The sequence below is a fragment of the Brevundimonas mediterranea genome (genome assembly GCF_011064825.1).
GTDB classification, from domain to species: domain Bacteria; phylum Pseudomonadota; class Alphaproteobacteria; order Caulobacterales; family Caulobacteraceae; genus Brevundimonas; species Brevundimonas mediterranea_A.
This window is the reverse complement of sequence record NZ_CP048751.1, coordinates 1,025,165-1,042,577: the sequence shown is the minus strand read 5'-3', so window position 1 is coordinate 1,042,577 and position 17,413 is coordinate 1,025,165. Positions and strand designations below refer to the sequence as shown.

General features: G+C 69.0%; 15 protein-coding genes. 11 read left to right on the top strand and 4 right to left on the bottom strand.

Going from position 1 to position 17,413, the window contains the following annotated elements:
- Positions 1–42 precede the first annotated feature (42 nt).
- The 4 genes from hisB to GYM46_RS05125 form a co-directional block, all read right to left on the bottom strand.
- On the bottom strand, positions 43–1,467 hold the full coding sequence (gene hisB, locus GYM46_RS05140; RefSeq protein WP_008262830.1) for an imidazoleglycerol-phosphate dehydratase HisB: 1,425 nt from the start codon (positions 1,465–1,467) through the stop codon (positions 43–45).
- A gap of 142 nt (positions 1,468–1,609) precedes the next feature.
- The gene (gene hisD / locus GYM46_RS05135; protein WP_008264198.1) at positions 1,610–2,917 is read right to left on the bottom strand and encodes a histidinol dehydrogenase; all 1,308 of its coding nucleotides are present in this window, start codon (positions 2,915–2,917) and stop codon (positions 1,610–1,612) included.
- Positions 2,917–3,798 (bottom strand): ATP phosphoribosyltransferase, encoded by an 882-nt coding sequence (hisG, locus tag GYM46_RS05130; RefSeq protein ID WP_008262146.1) that lies wholly within the window; start codon positions 3,796–3,798, stop codon positions 2,917–2,919. Before hisG ends, hisD begins: the two co-directional genes overlap by 1 nt.
- A gap of 10 nt (positions 3,799–3,808) precedes the next feature.
- Positions 3,809–4,099: a YerC/YecD family TrpR-related protein gene (locus tag GYM46_RS05125; RefSeq protein WP_008264321.1), complete on the bottom strand. Its 291-nt coding sequence runs from the start codon at positions 4,097–4,099 to the stop codon at positions 3,809–3,811.
- Positions 4,100–4,250: 151 nt separating this feature from the next.
- On the opposite strand from GYM46_RS05125, the gene GYM46_RS05120 reads away from it, so the two are divergent.
- From GYM46_RS05120 to GYM46_RS05070, 11 genes are all read left to right on the top strand, one after another.
- A complete protein-coding gene (locus tag GYM46_RS05120; RefSeq protein WP_008259225.1) occupies positions 4,251–5,456 on the top strand; it encodes an NAD(P)/FAD-dependent oxidoreductase in 1,206 nt (401 codons plus the stop codon).
- A 268-nt stretch (positions 5,457–5,724) separates the two neighbouring features.
- The gene (locus GYM46_RS05115) at positions 5,725–7,146 is read left to right on the top strand and encodes a circularly permuted type 2 ATP-grasp protein (protein WP_008260423.1); all 1,422 of its coding nucleotides are present in this window, start codon (positions 5,725–5,727) and stop codon (positions 7,144–7,146) included.
- A 136-nt stretch (positions 7,147–7,282) separates the two neighbouring features.
- Positions 7,283–8,221 (top strand): alpha-E domain-containing protein, encoded by a 939-nt coding sequence (locus GYM46_RS05110; protein WP_008258825.1) that lies wholly within the window; start codon positions 7,283–7,285, stop codon positions 8,219–8,221.
- 2 nt (positions 8,222–8,223) lie between these two features.
- A complete protein-coding gene (locus GYM46_RS05105; RefSeq protein ID WP_008264078.1) occupies positions 8,224–9,063 on the top strand; it encodes a transglutaminase family protein in 840 nt (279 codons plus the stop codon).
- 64 nt (positions 9,064–9,127) lie between these two features.
- Positions 9,128–9,913: a peptidase gene (locus GYM46_RS05100; RefSeq protein WP_008262736.1), complete on the top strand. Its 786-nt coding sequence runs from the start codon at positions 9,128–9,130 to the stop codon at positions 9,911–9,913.
- A 181-nt stretch (positions 9,914–10,094) separates the two neighbouring features.
- Complete coding sequence (locus GYM46_RS05095) at positions 10,095–12,395, top strand: TonB-dependent receptor (RefSeq protein WP_008260003.1); 2,301 nt, start codon at positions 10,095–10,097, stop codon at positions 12,393–12,395.
- A 79-nt stretch (positions 12,396–12,474) separates the two neighbouring features.
- Positions 12,475–13,161: a Fe2+-dependent dioxygenase gene (locus GYM46_RS05090; protein ID WP_008264290.1), complete on the top strand. Its 687-nt coding sequence runs from the start codon at positions 12,475–12,477 to the stop codon at positions 13,159–13,161.
- An 89-nt stretch (positions 13,162–13,250) separates the two neighbouring features.
- Positions 13,251–15,308 (top strand): TonB-dependent receptor, encoded by a 2,058-nt coding sequence (locus GYM46_RS05085; protein ID WP_040349225.1) that lies wholly within the window; start codon positions 13,251–13,253, stop codon positions 15,306–15,308.
- Between the two features lie 70 nt (positions 15,309–15,378).
- Positions 15,379–16,059 (top strand): PepSY-associated TM helix domain-containing protein, encoded by a 681-nt coding sequence (locus tag GYM46_RS05080; RefSeq protein ID WP_008263993.1) that lies wholly within the window; start codon positions 15,379–15,381, stop codon positions 16,057–16,059.
- A gap of 26 nt (positions 16,060–16,085) precedes the next feature.
- Positions 16,086–16,595, top strand: a complete 510-nt coding sequence (locus GYM46_RS05075; protein ID WP_008262166.1) for a DUF2271 domain-containing protein — start codon at positions 16,086–16,088, stop codon at positions 16,593–16,595.
- 11 nt (positions 16,596–16,606) lie between these two features.
- A complete protein-coding gene (locus tag GYM46_RS05070; protein WP_008261392.1) occupies positions 16,607–17,407 on the top strand; it encodes a DUF4198 domain-containing protein in 801 nt (266 codons plus the stop codon).
- Positions 17,408–17,413 lie beyond the last annotated feature (6 nt).

Genomic DNA, 17,413 nt, shown 5'->3' with positions numbered 1-17,413 from the left:
CACCGCTTCGCGGTCCCCCTCCCCCGACGGGGGAGGATTTCATCACAACACCCCCTTGGTGGACGGCACCGCGTCGCCCTCGACCCGGATGGCCTGGCGCAGGGCGCGGCCGAAGGCCTTGTAGACGGCCTCGGTCTTGTGGTGGTCGTCCTGGCCCGTGACCTTGATGTGGACGGCGGCGCCCATGGCCTCGGCCAGGGAGCGGAAGACGTGGGCCGTCAGGTCGGTGCGGTAGTCGCCGATGAAGGGGGTGTCGAACGCGCCCTCGAACAACGGATAGGGACGGCCGGACAGGTCGATGGAGACGGTGGCGTTGGCCTCGTCCATCGGCAGGACGAAGCCGTAGCGGGCGATGCCCTTGCGCTCGCCCAGCGCCTGTTTCAGCGCCTGGCCCAGGGCGATGGCGCTGTCCTCGATGGTGTGGTGCGGGTCGGTGTGCAGGTCGCCCTCGCACTGGAGCCGCAGGGAGAAGCCGCCGTGGGCCGCGATCTGCTCCAGCATGTGGTCGAAGAAGCCGACGCCGGTCTCGATCCTGATGGGGCCGGGGGCGTCCAGATCGACGGCGCAGACGATGCGGGTCTCCTTCGTATCGCGCACGGCCTGGCCGACGCGGGCCGGGCGGCGCTTGGCGAGGGTCAGGCCGAAGGCGGCCAGCAGCCGGTCGTTGATCTCGGGCTTGATCGAGACGGGCAGGCGCAGGCGCTCGCCGGACAGGTCGGCCGCGACGCCATAGGCAGCCAAGGCGGCCAGGGCGGCGGCGGGGTCTTCCGGCCGGGCCATGACGATGGGGCCGACGCCGGGCTCGACCGGCATCTGGCGGCCCAGTTCGCGGGCGATCCGCTCACGCTCGCGCCGGACCGAGGCGATGCGCTCGGCGGTCTCGATCATCCGCGACGGGTCCAGCGCCTGTTGCGCCAGCCGCACCAGGGGTTCGGGCAGGGCGTAGGGCTCCAGCACCGAGGCGAGGCGGGCCAGGGTCGGGGCCTGGGCGATGGCGGCGCCGACGCGGGCGCCGGCCAAACCATAGGCCAGGGACAGGCTGCGCAGCACGACCAGGTTCGGCTGGTCGGCGACGACGGTGGCGGCCGAGACGCTGTCGGAGAACTCGATCAGGCCCTCGTCGACCACCAGCAGGGCGGGGGCGACGCGGGCGGCCATTTCGGCCACGGCCTCGGGCGAGCCGAGGGCGCGGATGACGACGACTGCGGGTTCACCCTTGGCCGGATAGATGGCGGCCAGACTGTCATAGGGTTCGGCCTTGGGCGCCTCGACCGAACCGCCGTCGCGGGCGGCGAGGCGATAGGCCAGCTCCAGCCCGTGGGTCAGGCCGCGCACCGGCAGAACCTGGTCGGCGGGCACGGCGTAGATCGCGGCCATTCGGGCGGCGAGGGCCGAGGCGTCGCCGGGATAGCGATCCAAGCCGTCGCCGCCGGAGACCAGCGGGGGATAGGGGGCGGGCAGGGTCATTTGAAATCCTCCCCCGTTGGGGGAGGGGGACCGCCGCAGGCGGTGGAGGGGGCTGATCCGCGCACGGTGTCTGGGGTTGGCCCCCTCCACCGCGAAGACGCGGTCCCCCTCCCCCAACGGGGGAGGAATGATGCGGACACGTTCATCCTTCAGCCCTCAGATCCGCCGCGCGGGCGTGGGCTTCGAGGCCCTCCATCCGGGCCAGGCGGGCGGCGATGGGGGCCAGGGCGCGGGCGCCGGCCTCGCTGACCAGCTGGACCGACATGGTGGTCATGAAGCTGGCGGTGGTGACGCCGCCCAGGGTGCGGGCGCCGCCGTCGGTCGGCAGGACGTGGCTGGGGCCGGCCGCGTAGTCGCCCAGGGTCTCGGCGGCGAACCGGCCGACGAAGACGGCGCCGGCGGCCTTGATGGAATCCACCAGGGGCTCGGGATCGTCGATCTGGATCGCCAGGTGTTCGGGGCCATACAGGTTGGCGACCTCTGCGGCGGCGTCGAGGTCGCGGACCAGGATGGCGCGGGCTTCGTTCAGCGAGGCGCGGGCGATGGCTTCGCGCGGCAGCGCAGCGACCTGAACCTCAACCTCCGACAGGATGTAGTCGATGGTGGCGCGGCTGGTGGAGACCAGGATGACCTGGGCGTCGGCGTCGTGTTCTGCCTGGCTCAGCAGGTCGGCGGCGGCGATCTCGGGCGCGGCGTCGCGGTCAACGATGACCATCAGTTCGGACGGGCCGGCCGGCATGTCGACGGCGGGGCCGCCCGGAAGAGCAGACGCCTGTTTCTTGGCCTCGGCGACATAGGCGTTGCCGGGGCCGAACAGCTTGTCGCAGGCGGGGATGATCCCGTCCTCCAGTTCGACGCCGAAGGTCAGGGCGGCGATAGCCTGGGCCCCGCCCATCAGCCAGATGGCGTCCAGTTCGGCCTCGGCGGCGGCCAGGATCATGGCGGGGTGGATGCCGCCATTTTTGTCCGGCGGGGTGACGGCGACGCGTTCGCCAACGCCCGCGACGCCGGCCGGGATGGCCAGCATCAGCAGGGACGAGAACAGGGGGGCGGTGCCGCCGGGGATGTAGAGACCGGCCGAGGCGATGGGGCGCCAGGCCAGTTTGGAGCGTACGCCGGGGGTGGTCTCGATGAAGGGGGTGTCCTCCGGCTTGGTCGCCTGGTGGAAGACGCGGACATTCTCGGCCGCCATGCGCAGGGCGCGCACGTCGCCGGGGGGCAGGGCGTTGCGCGCCTCGGCCACGGCCTCGGGCGTGATGGCGATGCGGCGGGGCGGGGCCTTGTCCAGTTTCAGGCACCAGTCGGTGACGGCCGCGCCGCCACGTGCGCGCACGTCGTCCAGGATAGTGCGGACCACGTCCGTAACGTCGCCGGCGGTGCGCTGGGCCGGGCGGGCCAGGGCCGCCCGTTTCCCGGCAGCGTCGAGGGAAGACCAGTCGATCAGTTTCATCACATCATCTTCTCGATGGGCAGGACCAGGATGGCCGAGGCGCCGGCGGCCTTCAGCTTCTCCAGCGTCTCCCAGAAGACGGCCTCCTGGCAGACGGCGTGGACGGCGACGGCGTCGTCGCGACCCGACAGGGGCATGACGGTCGGCGAACCGGCGCCGGGCAGGATGGCCGTGATCTCATCCAGCGCCGAACGCGGGGCGTTCAGCATCACGTATTTGGCGCCCTGCGAGGACACCACGCCGGACATCCGCTCGATGACGCTGTCCAGCAGGTGCTGCAGGCCGGGCTCGGGGGCGACGGGGGACTGGATCAGGACGGCCTGGCTTTCCAGCACCGTCTCCTTGGCGCCCAGGCCGTTGGCCTCCAGCGTCGCGCCGGTCGAGACCAGGTCGCAGATGGCGGCGGCCAGCTTCAGCCGGGGCGCGACCTCGACGGCGCCGCGCATGACGACGATGTCCGCCTTTACGCCCCGCTCGTCCAGGAAGCGGCGCAGGATCTTGGGATAGGAGGTGGCGATGCGCAGCCCGTCCAGAGAGGCCGGGCCGTCATAGGCCAGGGTCGGCGGGGTGGCGATCTTCAGGGTGCAGCGGCCGAAGCCCAGGGGCATGACCACGGAGGCGTTGGGTCCGCCGTTGCGGCCTTCCTCCAGCACGTTCTCGCCGACGATCCCCAGGTCGCAGACGCCGTCGGCCACGAAGGTGGGGATGTCGTCGTCGCGGACGCGCAGCAGGTCGATCGGATAATTCTCGACCCGATAGAGTAGGTCGTTGTGGCCCTTGACCCATTTCAGACCCGCGTCGCGGATCAGGTCGAGGCTGCGGTCGGCCAGACGGCCGGATTTCTGGACGGCGATGCGAAGCCGGCCCTGGGCGGTGCTCATGTTCGGATACTCAGTTCGTGTTCTTCAGGCGGTCCAGGGCGAGGCGGTAGCCCTGGTGCGGCATGTCTTTGAGATAGCGGGCGACGCGGACGACGGTGGTGGGGCTGGCGTGGGCCTCGGCCGCGATCTCGCGATAGGATTTGCCGCCGGCGTCGAGCAGGCGCGCCACCTGCCAGCGCTCGGCGAAGGCGCGCAGTTCCGCCGGGGTGCACAGATCGGCCAGAAAGGCGTCCATCTCGGCGCGCGTCTGCATCGACAGCAGGGCGTCATGGAGGGCGTCGCGGGCGGGCGGGGTCGTCATGACCGTTCCACTATGCTGTAACAGTGGAACGGTCAAGGGGTGTGAATCGCGAGTCGTGACTCGTGATTGGGCGCGCGCGGGCTCCAGTCACGATTCACGATTCACCATTCACGACTTACGCCCGCCCGCGCGCCGCTCTATCTGTCCGCCCATGACCAAGATCCTGATCATCGGCGCCGGCCACGCCGGCGGCTCCGTCGCGGCCTTTCTGCGGCAATACGGCCATGACGGCCCCATCGTGCTGATCGGTGAGGAGGATGCGCCGCCGTATCAGCGGCCGCCCCTGTCCAAGGCCTGGCTGAAGGGCGAGGCGGATCTGGAGGCGCTGCTGCTGCGGCCGCTGAGCTTCTATGAGGAGCAGGGGATCGAGTTCCGGCCGTCGACGGTCGCCGTGTCGGTGGATCCGGAGGCGAAGACGGTCGCCTTCCATGACGGATCGAGCGAGACCTATGACGTCCTGGTGCTGGCGACGGGATCGACGGCGCGGAAACTGCCGGTTCCGGGCGGGGATCATCCCGATCTGCTGGAGTTGCGGACGCTGAAGGACGCGGAACGGCTGAAGGCCGTGCTGGGACCGGGCAAGCGGCTGGCGGTGGTCGGTGGCGGCTATGTCGGCTTGGAGGCGGCGGCCTCGGCCCGGGCCCTGGGCGCCGAGGCGGTGGTGATCGAGCGGGCGCCGCGCGTGCTGGCGCGGGTGGCGTCCGAGACCCTGTCGACCTTCTTCACCGCCCAGCATCGGGCGCACGGGGTCGAGATCCTGACCGGGGCCGAGGTGGTCGCCGTGGCCCATGACGGCGTGACCCTGGCCGACGGATCGGTGGTGCAGGCGGATGCGGTTCTGGTCGGGGTCGGGGCGCTGGCGTGTGAAAGCCTGGCGCGGTCGGCGGGCCTGCGCTGCGACGACGGGGTGGTGGTGGACGATCAGGCGCGGACCAGCGACCCGGCCATCTTCGCCGTCGGCGACATGACGCGGCGGCCGATCCCGGTTCACGGCGGGGTCTCGCACCGGCTGGAGAGCGTGCCCAATGCGCTGGAACAGGCGAAACAGGCGGCGGCGGCCATCGTCGGGCGGCCGGGACCGGCGCCGGAGGTCCCGTGGTTCTGGTCCGATCAGTACGACTTCAAGCTGCAGATCGCGGGCCTGCCGTTCGATGCGGACCGGCAGGTGGTGCGGGGCGATCCGACGGCGGGCGGATTTGCGGTGTTTCATCTGAGCGGCGATCGGGTGGTCTGCGTCGAGGCGGTCAATGCGCCGCCGGAATTCATGGCGGGCAAGCAGTTGATCGGGAAGGCGACGCCGGTGGATGTGGCGAAGCTGGCGGATCAGGCGGTGTCGATGAAGGCTGTGGGGGTGTGACACAGGCCTTCTCCCTCCCCCTGCGGGGGAGGGCGGTCGCGGAGCGACCGGGTGGGGGCGGCTAGGCGGGGTCGCACTGGTTCTGCTTCGCGAGATATGTCCCGTGTCGCCCTGCCGCCCCCACCCGGCTTCGCCTTCGGCTCAGCCCCCCTCCCCCGCAGGGGGAGGGAGAGGCGCCCCGCCGCTTCGTCGTCGCCGCAGTGCAACAAAACTGTTGCGCTTTTCGTTGGGTAGCGATCAAGCTGCGAACTCAACGCGGCGGGGGCGAATGACGAGAGCTTTCGACGAAATGAACGGCGGCGGATCGGGGACGATCCGCGACAGCTACAAGACCCTGGCGGCCTGGCTGGAAAACGCCCCGCCGGATCTGCTGCAGGCGCGCTCGCGCCAGGCCGAGCTGTTCTTCCGCCGGATGGGCGTGACCTTCGCCGTCTATGGCGACGAGGAATCCAACGAGCGGCTGATCCCGTTCGATGTCGTCCCGCGCATCATCGGCGCCGACGAATGGGGCGGGCTGGAGAAGGGGCTGAAGCAGCGGGTCACCGCCATCAACGCCTTCCTGAAGGACATCTACGGGCCGCAGGACTGTATCCGCGCCGGAATCGTGCCCGCCGACCTTATCCTGACCAATCCGCACTATCGGCCCGAGATGCAGGGCCGCCGGCCGCCGGGCGACGTCTGGTGCCATATCGCCGGGGTCGATCTGGTTCGCACGGGCGAGGACGGCTTCTATGTGCTGGAGGACAATGTCCGTACGCCGTCCGGGGTCTCCTATATGCTGGAGAACCGCGAGATGATGATGCGGCTGTTCCCCGACCTGTTCGCCGAACATGCGGTGCGGCCGGTCGAGATCTATACCGACATGCTGCTGCGATCCTTGCAGGCCTCGGCCCCGTCGGGGGCGGGCGAGGATCCGACCATCGTCGTGCTGACGCCGGGGCCGTTCAACTCGGCCTATTACGAGCACAGTTTCCTGGCCGACAAGCTGGGGGTGGAGCTGGTCGAGGGCGGGGACCTCTTCGTCAATGACGACACCGTCTATATGCGCACGACCGAGGGTCCCAAGCGGGTCGACGTCATCTATCGCCGCATCGACGACGACTTCATCGACCCCCTGACCTTCATGCCGGACTCGGCGGTCGGGGTGCCGGGGCTGATGTCGGCCTATTTCGCCGGGCGGGTGACCCTGGCCAATGCGGTCGGGACGGGGGTGGCCGACGACAAGGCCGTCTATACCTATATGCCCGAGATCATCCGCTTCTTCACCGGCGAGGACGCGATCCTGAAGAATGTGCCGACCTGGCGCTGTCGCGAGGCGGACGCGCTGAATGAGGTGTTGGAGAAGCTGCCGGAACTGGTGGTCAAGGAGGTCGGCGGCTCGGGCGGTTACGGCATGCTGGTGGGGCCGACCTCGACCAAGGCCGAGATCGAGGCCTTCCGCGCCAAGCTGATCGCCGATCCCGACGACTTTATCGCCCAGCCGACGCTGAGCCTGTCGACGGCCCCGACCCTGAACGGCGGCGCCCTGTCGCCGCGCCACGTCGATCTGCGGCCGTTCGTCCTGTCCAGTCCGGCGGGGGTGCGGGTCGCGCCCGGCGGGCTGACGCGGGTGGCGCTGAAGGAGGGGTCGCTGGTGGTCAACTCCAGCCAGGGCGGCGGAACCAAGGACACCTGGGTGCTGGATGTTTAAGCGGACGAAAATCCTCCCCCGTCGGGGGAGGGGGACCGCGAAGCGGTGGAGGGGGCTCGCCCCGGACACCCTGTTTGCGTTTGGCCCCCTCCACCACCCTTCGGGCGGTCCCCCTCCCCCAACGGGGGAGGAATAGATGCTCTCTCGCACCGCAGACAGCCTGTACTGGACCGGCCGCTATATGGAGCGGGCGGACTTTCTCGCGCGCATTCTGGAGGCCGCCATTCGCCTGGCCGCCCTGCCGGCCAAGGACCAGGCCACGGTCACGGCCTGGGCCGGCGCCATCGCCTCGTCGGGGGTCAAGAGCGGCTTCGACGCCTCGGGCCGGACCATCTCTGAGAAGTCGGTCCGGGAATATCTGGCCTTCGGCTACGACAATTCGACCTCGATCAAGGCCTGTATCACCAAGGCGCGGACCAATGCGCGTTCGGTGCGGACCGCCCTGACCATCGAGCTGTGGGAGGCGATCAACGGCGCCTGGAACGGGCTGAACGAACTGGGCGAGCCGACCAAGCGGGATGATTTCACCAACTTCCTCGACTTCGTGAAGTCGACGTCGCTGGCGGTGGAAGGGGCCTCGTCGCGGACCATGTTGCGCAACGACGCCTACTGGTTCCTGCGGCTGGGCATGGCGATCGAGCGGGCCGACAACACCGCCCGCCTGCTGGACGTGAAGTATCACCTGCTCCTGCCGCCCGGCGAACGGGTGGGCGGACAGCTGGACTATTTCCAGTGGACCACCCTGCTGCGCGAGGTCTCGGCCCTGACCGCCTATCGCTGGGTTTACCGCGAGAGCGTGCGGCCCTGGCTGGTGGCGGACCTGCTGGTGCTGAACCGGCAGATGCCGCGCTCGCTGGCCAGCTGCCAGGGAATGATCGTCAGCTATCTGGAGAAGCTGGCCACCGATTACGGCCGGCGTGGACCGGCGCAGCGGCTGGCGTCCAACCGTCTGACCCAGTTCAACGAGGCCAAGATCGAGGACATCTTCCAGTCGGGCCTGCACGAATACATCCAGGGTTTCCTGAACCAGAACAACGCCCTGGCCGCCGCCATCCAAGAACAGTATCTGGTCTGACCATGCGGATACGGATCGACCACTCCACCCGCTACGCCTACGCCCGGCCGGCGCGGTTCATCGTGCAGATGCTGCGGCTGACGCCTCGGTCCTGCGAGAGCCAGCAGGTGCGCGAATGGCGCATCGAGACCGACGTGGATGCGCGGCTGCGACGCAGCGAGGACGCCTTCGGCAATATCGTTCACAGCCTCTATACCGAGCGCCCGACCGACGCCCTGACCATCCGGGTGACGGGCGAGGTTTCGACCATGGACACCGGCGGGGTGATCCGGGGCCAGAACGAGCGGCTGCAGCCCGGCGTCTATCTGCGCGACACCCGCCTGACCGAGGCGGACGCGGCCCTAGTCGATTTCGCCAGGGAGATCAGCGAGGGCGCGCCGCTGGAGCGGATGCACCGGCTGATGGGGGCGATCCACGGCGGGGTGGCCTTCGAGGTCGGCGCCACGTCCGCGACCCATACGGCGGCCGAGGCCTTCGCCATCCGGCGCGGCGTCTGCCAGGACCACGCGCAGATCTTCATCGCCTGCGCCCGGACGCTGGGCGTGCCGGCCCGCTATGTCTCGGGCCATCTGAACCGCTCGGACGGACAGCATGACCAGGACGCCGCCCACGCCTGGGCCGAGGCCTGGATCGAGGGGCTGGGCTGGGTCGGGTTCGATGCGGCCAACGGAATCTGTCCGACCGACAACTATGTCCGCATCGCCACGGGCCTGGACGCCCTGGGCGCGACGCCGATCCGGGGCACCAGCTACGGCGGCGGGATCGGGACGCTGACGGTCGCCCTGCATGTGCAGCCTGTGCAACAGAGTCAGCAGCAACATCAATCCAGGGGATGGTCCTGATCGCCATGGCCGGGGAATCTGCTAGCGTCGAACGATTCGCGGAACCGGGAGCGGATAGAGCGAAGTGACCTATTGCGTGGGCATGTTGGTGGACGAGGGGTTGGCGATGATCGCCGACACCCGCACCAATGCGGGCGTGGACAACATCTCGTCCTATCGCAAGCTGCATATCTTCAAGACCACCGGCGAGCGGATCCTGGCGGTGGCGACGGCCGGGAATCTGTCGGTCACCCAGACGGCCTTGGCCATGGTGGCGGAGGGGGTGAAACTGCCCGACTCGACCGCGCTGGAGACGCTGGAGACCGCCCCGACCCTGTTCCGCGCCGCCCAGATCCTGGGTCATGCCCTGGCCATGGTGCGGGCCACCATCAACACGCCCGCCTCGCCGACCGCCGACGCCCTGAACGTCAACGCCTCCATGCTGCTGGGCGGCCAGATCGCCGGCGGAAAAATGGGTCTGTATCTGATCTACGGGCAGGGCAACTTCATCGAATGCGGGCCGGACACCCCCTATCTGCAGATCGGTGAGTTGAAGTACGGCAAGCCGATCCTGGATCGCGCGCTGCACAGTTCCACCCCCCTGTCCGAGGCGGTCAAACTGGGGCTGATCTCGTTCGATTCGACGATTCGCTCGAACATCGCCGTGGGGCCGCCGCTGGACCTGATCGTCATTCCCCGCGACCACCTGACGGGGATGGAGCGCCGGATCGACGTGGACGATCCTTATTTCCGCGACCTGGGCCGACGCTGGTCGGAAGCCCTGGCCTCGGCCCACAAGGCCATGCCCGATCCCACCTGGCTGGACCTGGACCTGTCGCCGCCGATGCGGAACATGAGCATCGTCATCTGAGCCGGGGGCGGTCCCGCCGCCGTCTCAGGCCGTCTCGCGGAGGGTGAGGCGACCACCGCCAGAGCGCGCACCCGTCAAGGCAACCGTGCGTCTGCGATTAAGTCGCAATTCCTCTTGTGCGAACTTGTTAAGCTGGCTATTGCGACCGCATCGCAAAATCAGGCCAAAAGGTCGCCTCAATATGTCCGAGTCCCGCGCCGCCGCGCTCCGATCGCTTCTGTTCGCCTCCAGCGCCGCCGGCATGCTGGTCGCCGCGCCGGCCCTGGCCGCCGATGTAACGTCCGAGGGCGGCGTGATCGTCACCGCCGATCAGCAACAGCAGCCGGCTAATCTCGGCACGATCGACGTCAACGGCCAACTGAAGAAGCGTCAGCCGGAAAGTCCCGAGTTCGTGGCGCCCCTGCTGGACACGCCCCGCTCGGTGACGATCATCCCGGAACAGGTCATCACCCAGACGGCGGCGACCTCGCTGGAAGACCTGCTGCGCAACTCCCCCGGCATCACCTTCGGCGCGGGCGAAGGCGGCCAGCCGCTGGCCGACCGGCCCTTCATCCGGGGCCAGTCGTCGGGCAACAACATCTTCGTCGACGGCGTGCGCGACGCGGGCGGCCAGCAGCGCGAGGTCTTCGACCTGGAGCAGGTCGAGGTCATTAAGGGCGCCGATTCCGTCTATTCGGGTCGCGGCTCGGGCGGCGGCAGCATCAATCTCAGCTCCAAGCAGCCGCGCCTGGCCGACGCCGTCAGCGCCAGCCTCGGCGCCGGCACGGACAGCTATTACCGCGCCACCGTGGACGGCAACTGGCGCCTGAACGACACCAGCGCCTTCCGTCTGAACCTGATGGCGACCGAGGGCGATGTTCCGGGCCGGGACGCGGTGGACTTCGAGAAGTACGGCCTGGCCATGGCCCTGGGCGTCGGCCTGGGAACCGACACCTCGGCCACGATCAACTACTACCACCTGACCGCCGACTCGATGCCGGACTACGGCATTCCGCTGGACCGAAAGCTGGACAACAACTGGGCGATCAAGACGACGGACAGCCGGATCCTGAACGTGCCCTACGACACCTTCTACGGCCTGAAGGCGCGCGACTACATGCGCAACGAGGTCGACAGCGTGACGGTCAAGCTGGAGCACAAGTTCAGCGACACCCTGACCCTGCGCAACCTGACCCGCTATTCCGAAACGCTGAACGACTATGTGCTGACCAATCCGGGCGACGGCGGCACGGCGGTTCTGGTCGGCGACACCTGGTGGATGAAGCGGGGTCTGAAGTCGCGCTGGAACCCGGCCGAGACCTTCGCCAATGTCACCGACCTGTACGGCAGTTTCACCACGGGCGGGCTGAAGCATGATTTCGACCTGGGCGTGGAATATTCGCGCGAGATCAACCGCAACGCCTCCTACAACATCACCACCACCAGCGGCTCGGCCTGTCCGACCGCTGTCGGCGGCTTCGACTGCACGCCGGTCTATGATCCCAATCCGAACGATCCGTGGACCGGCTCGATCGCGCGCGGAGCCGAAACCCACTCCAACACCACCAGCTGGGGCGTCTATGGCGCCGACTCCATCGCCTTTGGGCCGAAGTGGTTGCTGAACCTGGGCCTGCGCTACGACCGTTACGAGACCGAAGGCACGTCCATCGCCCGCGGCGCCGCCACGCCGACCTTCCACGAGGGCGAATGGGACTTCGTCAACTATCAGGTCGGCCTGGTGTACAAGCCCACCTCCAACACCAGCGTCTATGCGTCCTACGCCACCTCCTCGACGCCGCCCACCGTGTCCGGCGGCGACCAGAACGGCGCGAGCGGCGGCGAGGGCAGCGGCAATCTGTCGGGCCAGCTCCTCGATCCGGAAGACACCGAGAACTATGAGATCGGCGCCAAGGCCGAACTGTTCGGCCAGCGGCTGACCCTCAGCGGCGCCCTGTTCCAGACGACGCGCAAGAACGCGCAAGTGCTGGTCGACACCGACCGGTACGCTCAGGTCGGCGAGGTCAAGGTCGAAGGGCTGGAGCTCGGCTTCTCGGGCAGCGTCACGCCGGCCTGGACCGTGTTCGGCGGCTATACCTATATGGACTCCGAGCTGGTTCGGGGCGCCGTCACCATCGTGAACGGCGCGCCTGTTCCGAGCGCCTTCGAAGGCGATCCGCTGGCCAATACGCCCAAGAACAGCTTCAGCCTGTTCACCACCTATCGCGTCCTGCCCAAGCTGAGCCTGGGCGGCGGGGTCTATTATGTGGACGACCGGTTCGGCGGAAACCAGGGCGGGGCCGGCGGCGGTACGGCGGCGGTCTATGCGCCCAGCTACACCCGCCTGGACCTGTTCGCCTCCTATGACGTGACAGACCGCGCCAGCCTGCAGCTGAACGTCAAGAACGCCACGGATGAGGAATACATCATGCGGACCAACGGGGTTCACCATGCCGACCCCGCTCCGGGCCGGCAGGCGATCCTGGCGCTGAACCTGCGCTTCTAAAGGCCACGATCCCCGGCCTATATCTGGCGGCCCCGTCCTTCCGGCGGGGCCGTCTTTTCTTTTCGAGCGAGACCCGACCGTGCTGCTCCAGATCCCCGAAGTCTTTTCCAAGGCCGAAGTGAAGGCCCTGCGCGAGCGGCTGGACGCAGGCCCCTGGGCCGACGGCAATATGACTTCGGGCCACCAGTCGGCGACGGCGAAGCGGAACCAACAACTGCCGGAAGACTCGGACGTGGCCAGGGAGGTTTCGGCCCTGATCGTCCAGGCGCTCAACGCCAATCCGATGTTCGTGGCCGCAGCCCTGCCGCACACGATCTTTCCGCCGCTGTTTAACCGCTATGAGGGCGGCGGCGAGTTCGGGCTGCACGTGGACAACGCCATCCGCCAGCAGCGGGGCGGGGGCGCTATCCGTATACGGAGCGACCTGTCGGCGACCCTCTTCCTGTCCGAACCCGAGGATTACGACGGCGGGGAACTGATCATCGAGGAGATGTACGGGCCCCAGTCGGTCAAACTGCCGGCCGGGGATCTGGTGCTATATCCGTCCAAGAGCCTGCACAAGGTGATGCCGGTGACGCGCGGGGCGCGGGTCTCGTCCTTCATGTGGATGCAGAGCCTGATCCGCGACGACGGCGACCGCGAGATGCTGTTCCGGCTGGACGTGGCGACCCAACGCGTGGCGCGCGAGAAGGGGCCCAAGGATCAGGCGGTGATCGAGCTGACCGGGGTCTATCACAACCTTCTGCGGCGCTGGTCCGAGGTTTGACACCGCCTTCACCTGTGACCTCGAGGCCTCAATCGAGGTTATAAGGTCGCAGGGATGAACCAAGGCGGAGCTGGTCTATTGTGACCGGGATGTTCCAAGACGCGCCCCCCGCACCGCCCGCCCAATTGTCCGAAATCACGGTGACGGCCGCCCGTCTGCCGCCCACCGCCGCCGACGCCGCCTTTTCGGTGGTGCGGCTAGACCAACGGGTGCTGGAGCGGTCCGTCCGGCTGGACGAGGCCCTGCGAACCGTGCCGGCCGTGTCCCTGTTCCGCCGCACCTCCAGCCTGGCCGCCAATCCGACGACCCAGGGGATTTCGCTGCGGGCGATAGCGCCGTCCGGCGCGGGGCGGACCCTGGTGACGCTGGACGGGGTTCCGCTGAACGATCCGTTCGGGGGCTGGGTCATCTGGTCCCAGGTCGCGCCGGAATCGCTGGATCGGGTGGATGTGGTGCGCGGCGCGGGCGCGGGGCCCTATGGCGCCGGCGCCCTGACCGGGGTCATCGGCCTGACGGAACGGGACAGCGGCGGGGTGCTGGACCTCTCGGTCGCCGAGCGCGGCGGGGCGCGAGCGGCGGGGTCGGGATCGACCATGCTGGGGCCGGTCGGCGTGACCCTGTCGGGCCTGTATGAGGCCAGCGACGGCTATACGCCGGTGCGCGGGCCGGCGGCGGGGGCGGCGGACACGCCGCTGGATCTGGACAGCCGCAGCGCCGCCCTGCGGGTCGATGCGCCGCTGGACGGGCTCAATCTCGAGGGGGCGAACCTGTCGCTGCGAGCGGCGACCTGGGAGGAGGATCGCGGCTCCGGCCTGCTGAACGCCCGGTCCAACGCCAGCGGCCACAGCCTGAGCGCCACGGCGGCCAAGGCGCCGGATGCGGACGGCTATGGCTGGCGGCTGCAGGCCTGGCGGATCGAGAGCAATTTCGCCAACAGCTCGGCCTCGGTGGCGGCGGACCGGTCGACCACGACGCCGGCCAATGATCAGTACAGAACCCCGGCCACGGGTTGGGGTTTGAACGCCGCCCTGCGCCGCCGCACGTCCGACTTCGCCGGGGGGCGGCTGGAATGGGAGGTCGGCGCCGACGCCCGGTTCAATGAGGGCGAGACCAACGAGTTCTTCAGCAATCCCACCGGCGCGGGCTTCGCCCGGGGACGGCGCGCGGGCGGCGAGACCTCGGTGGCCGGGGCCTATGTGGACGGGTCGTGGACCGGCGGGGACTGGTTGATCGCGGGCGGGCTGCGTTACGACCAGTGGAAGAACGAGGCGGGATTCCGCTACGAATACACCCTGTCGACCGGCGTCCCGATCCTGGACGAGACGGATGTGGACCGGTCGGGCGAGGTGTTCAGCGCCCGTCTGGCGGCGCGACGCGATCTGAGCCGCCTGCTGGGCGCCGGCTACGCCTGGCGGGCGGCCGCCTATTCCGGTTTCCGGCCGGCCACCTTGAACGAACTGCACCGGCCGTTCCGGGTCGGCAACGACATCACCGAGGCCAATTCGGCGCTGGAGCCCGAGACCCTGCGCGGGATCGAGACGGGCCTGGCCTACGACCGGGACGGGATCACGTGGGGGGCGACGGTGTTCTGGAACGAGATCGAGGACGCCATCGTCAACGTCACCATCGGCGAGGGGCCGGGGACCTTCCCCCGCGCGGGCTTCGTGCTGGCCGGGGGCGTGCTGCGCCAGCGCCAGAACGCCGGGACCATCGAGGCCTGGGGCGTCGAGCTGAACGGGTCCATCCAGGCGACCGAGGCCCTGTCGCTGAACGCGGCCCTGTCCTGGACCGACGCCGAGGTGGACGGCGGGACGGCGGCGCCGCAGCTGACCGGCCTGCGTCCGGCCCAGGCGCCGGAGTGGAGCGCGACAGCGGGCCTGGACTGGCGTGCGACGCAGCGGCTGACCCTTGGGCTGGCCGCGCGGTATGAATCGGCGCGGTTCGACGATGACCTGAACAGCCGGACCCTGGACCCCGCCGTGACCCTGGACGCCCGGGCGGAGTGGCTGGCGCGCGAAGGCGTCATGGTCTGGGCCGCCGTGGACAACGCCTTCGATGAAGAGGTCGAGGTGTCGATGACCGGGACCGACGTCGCCGGCTATGCGCCGCCGCGCACGGTGCGGGCCGGGGTGAGATTCAGCTACTGACGCTCTCTGCGGCGATTTCGTCGCACGGACTGCTATTGAAAACGGTTCGCAACAGTGGCACAGCCACCTTGTGACCGAACGCGCCGCACACCCTCAGGCCGAGCTCCCCGCCAAGGACTCGAAGAAGCCGAAGGCGGCGCTGAACGGCGCGCGGTCCTTCTGGCTGAAACAGCTTCATTCCTGGCACTGGATTTCGGCGGCGGTCAGTCTGGTCGGACTGATCCTGTTCGCGATCACCGGCGTCACCCTGAACCACGCGGCCTCGATCCCCGCCGATCCGGTGACGGTCGAACAGACGGCGGCCCTGCCGGCGCCCCTGGCGGCGCGTCTGGCCGACTTCCCCGAGGAGACGACCGATCCCGTCCCCGACGCCGTGGCGCGCTGGTCGGCGCAGACGCTGAAGGCCGAGATCGCCGGCAAGCCGACCGAAACCACGGCCGAGGAAATCTACGTCGCCCTGCCCACGCCGGGCGGCGACGGATGGGTGACCATCGACCGTTCAACGGGTGATGTGCTGCACGAGAAGACGACGCGGGGATGGATCGCCTACCTCAACGACCTGCACAAGGGGCGCAACGCCGGGTCGGTCTGGTTCTGGTTCATCGACGTCTTCGCCGTCGCCTGCCTGATCTTCGCCCTGACGGGGCTGGGGCTGATGTGGCTGCACGCCAAGGGGCGGCCCTCCACCTGGCCGCTGGCGGCCCTGGGGCTGCTCGTGCCCGTCGTCATCGCCCTGATCTTCATTCATTGAGCTGAACTTCGCTGAGAGTGTCCCGGATGCGCCTTCTCCCCATCGTCGTCACCACCGTCGGCCTGGCCGCCGCCGCGCCCGCCCTGGCTGCGGACCTGTCGGTCACGGTCGATGTGCCGCGGCTGAACACCGCCTCCTATCATCGGCCCTATGTGGCGGTGTGGATCGAACGGCCGGATCAGACGGCGGTCCAGACCCTGGCGGTCTGGTACCAGCAGACCCGCAACAACGAGGGCGACGGCAAGGACTGGCTGAAGGACCTGCGCACCTGGTGGCGCAAGGGCGGCCGGGCCATGAGCCTGCCGGCCGACGGCGTCTCGGGCGCCACCCGCGCGCCGGGTCGCCAGACCATCACCGTGCCCGCCGCCCGCCTGCGCGGCCTGCAGCCGGGCCAGTACACCGTCGTTGTCGAGGCGGCCCGCGAACTGGGCGGCCGCGAGGTCGTGCGCGTGCCCTTCCGCTGGGGCGGCGCCAATACCGCCAATGCTTCCGGCTCCACCGAACTGGGCGCCGTGCGCGTCACCGTCTCTCGCTGAGGAACAGACCCATGAAAAAGACGATCACGCTTCTGGCCTTCGCCGCCGCCCTGGCCGCGCCCATGGCCGCCCAGGCCCACCGCGCCTGGATGGCCCCCACCTCGACCAGCCTGTCGGGCAATGACGCCTGGGTCGGGTTCGACGCCGGCATGTCGAACGGGGTCTTCATCCCCGACCACGCCGCCATGCGGATGGGCGGCCTCGTGGTGACCGCGCCGGACGGATCGGCCGTTCAGCCCGAACACCTGATGCAGGGCCAGTACCGCACCACCTTCGATGTCCATCTGACGCAGAACGGCACCTACAAGGTCGCCAATGTCATGGGCGGCGTGATGGCCAGCTACAAATTGAACGGCGAGCAGAAGCGCTGGCGCGGTTCGGCGGCGGAATATCCGGCCGCTCTGCCCGCAGGCGCGACCGAGGTGCAGGCGACCCGCACCGCCAGCCGGATCGAAACCTTCGTCACCCTGAACAACCCGACCGAGACCGTGTTCAAGACCACGGGCGAGGGGCTGGAGCTGGTGCCGGTGACCCATCCCAATGACCTGGTCGCCGGCGAGGCCGCGACCTTCAAACTGGTCAAGGACGGTCAGCCGGCCGCCGATCTGGACGTGACCATCGCGCGTGGCGGCCTGCGCTATCGCGACAATCCCGAGGAGATGACGGTCAAGACCGGCGCCGACGGCGCCTTCACCGTCACCTGGCCGGAAGCCGGCATGTACTGGCTGAACGCCTCGGTCCGCGCGCCGGCCCAGGGCGAGGCGCTGGGCTCGAACGCCAGCTATGTGGCGGTGATGGAAGTCCTGCCCTAAGCCACG

Coding starts and splice junctions, on each gene's coding strand:
- hisB (WP_008262830.1), bottom strand. CDS start 1,467: ATGACCCTGCCCGCCCCCTATCCCCCGCTGGTCTCCGGCGGCGACGGC.
- hisD (WP_008264198.1), bottom strand. CDS start 2,917: ATGAAACTGATCGACTGGTCTTCCCTCGACGCTGCCGGGAAACGGGCG.
- hisG (WP_008262146.1), bottom strand. CDS start 3,798: ATGAGCACCGCCCAGGGCCGGCTTCGCATCGCCGTCCAGAAATCCGGC.
- GYM46_RS05125 (WP_008264321.1), bottom strand. CDS start 4,099: ATGACGACCCCGCCCGCCCGCGACGCCCTCCATGACGCCCTGCTGTCG.
- GYM46_RS05120 (WP_008259225.1), top strand. CDS start 4,251: ATGACCAAGATCCTGATCATCGGCGCCGGCCACGCCGGCGGCTCCGTC.
- GYM46_RS05115 (WP_008260423.1), top strand. CDS start 5,725: ATGACGAGAGCTTTCGACGAAATGAACGGCGGCGGATCGGGGACGATC.
- GYM46_RS05110 (WP_008258825.1), top strand. CDS start 7,283: ATGCTCTCTCGCACCGCAGACAGCCTGTACTGGACCGGCCGCTATATG.
- GYM46_RS05105 (WP_008264078.1), top strand. CDS start 8,224: ATGCGGATACGGATCGACCACTCCACCCGCTACGCCTACGCCCGGCCG.
- GYM46_RS05095 (WP_008260003.1), top strand. CDS start 10,095: ATGTCCGAGTCCCGCGCCGCCGCGCTCCGATCGCTTCTGTTCGCCTCC.
- GYM46_RS05085 (WP_040349225.1), top strand. CDS start 13,251: ATGTTCCAAGACGCGCCCCCCGCACCGCCCGCCCAATTGTCCGAAATC.
- GYM46_RS05075 (WP_008262166.1), top strand. CDS start 16,086: ATGCGCCTTCTCCCCATCGTCGTCACCACCGTCGGCCTGGCCGCCGCC.
- GYM46_RS05070 (WP_008261392.1), top strand. CDS start 16,607: ATGAAAAAGACGATCACGCTTCTGGCCTTCGCCGCCGCCCTGGCCGCG.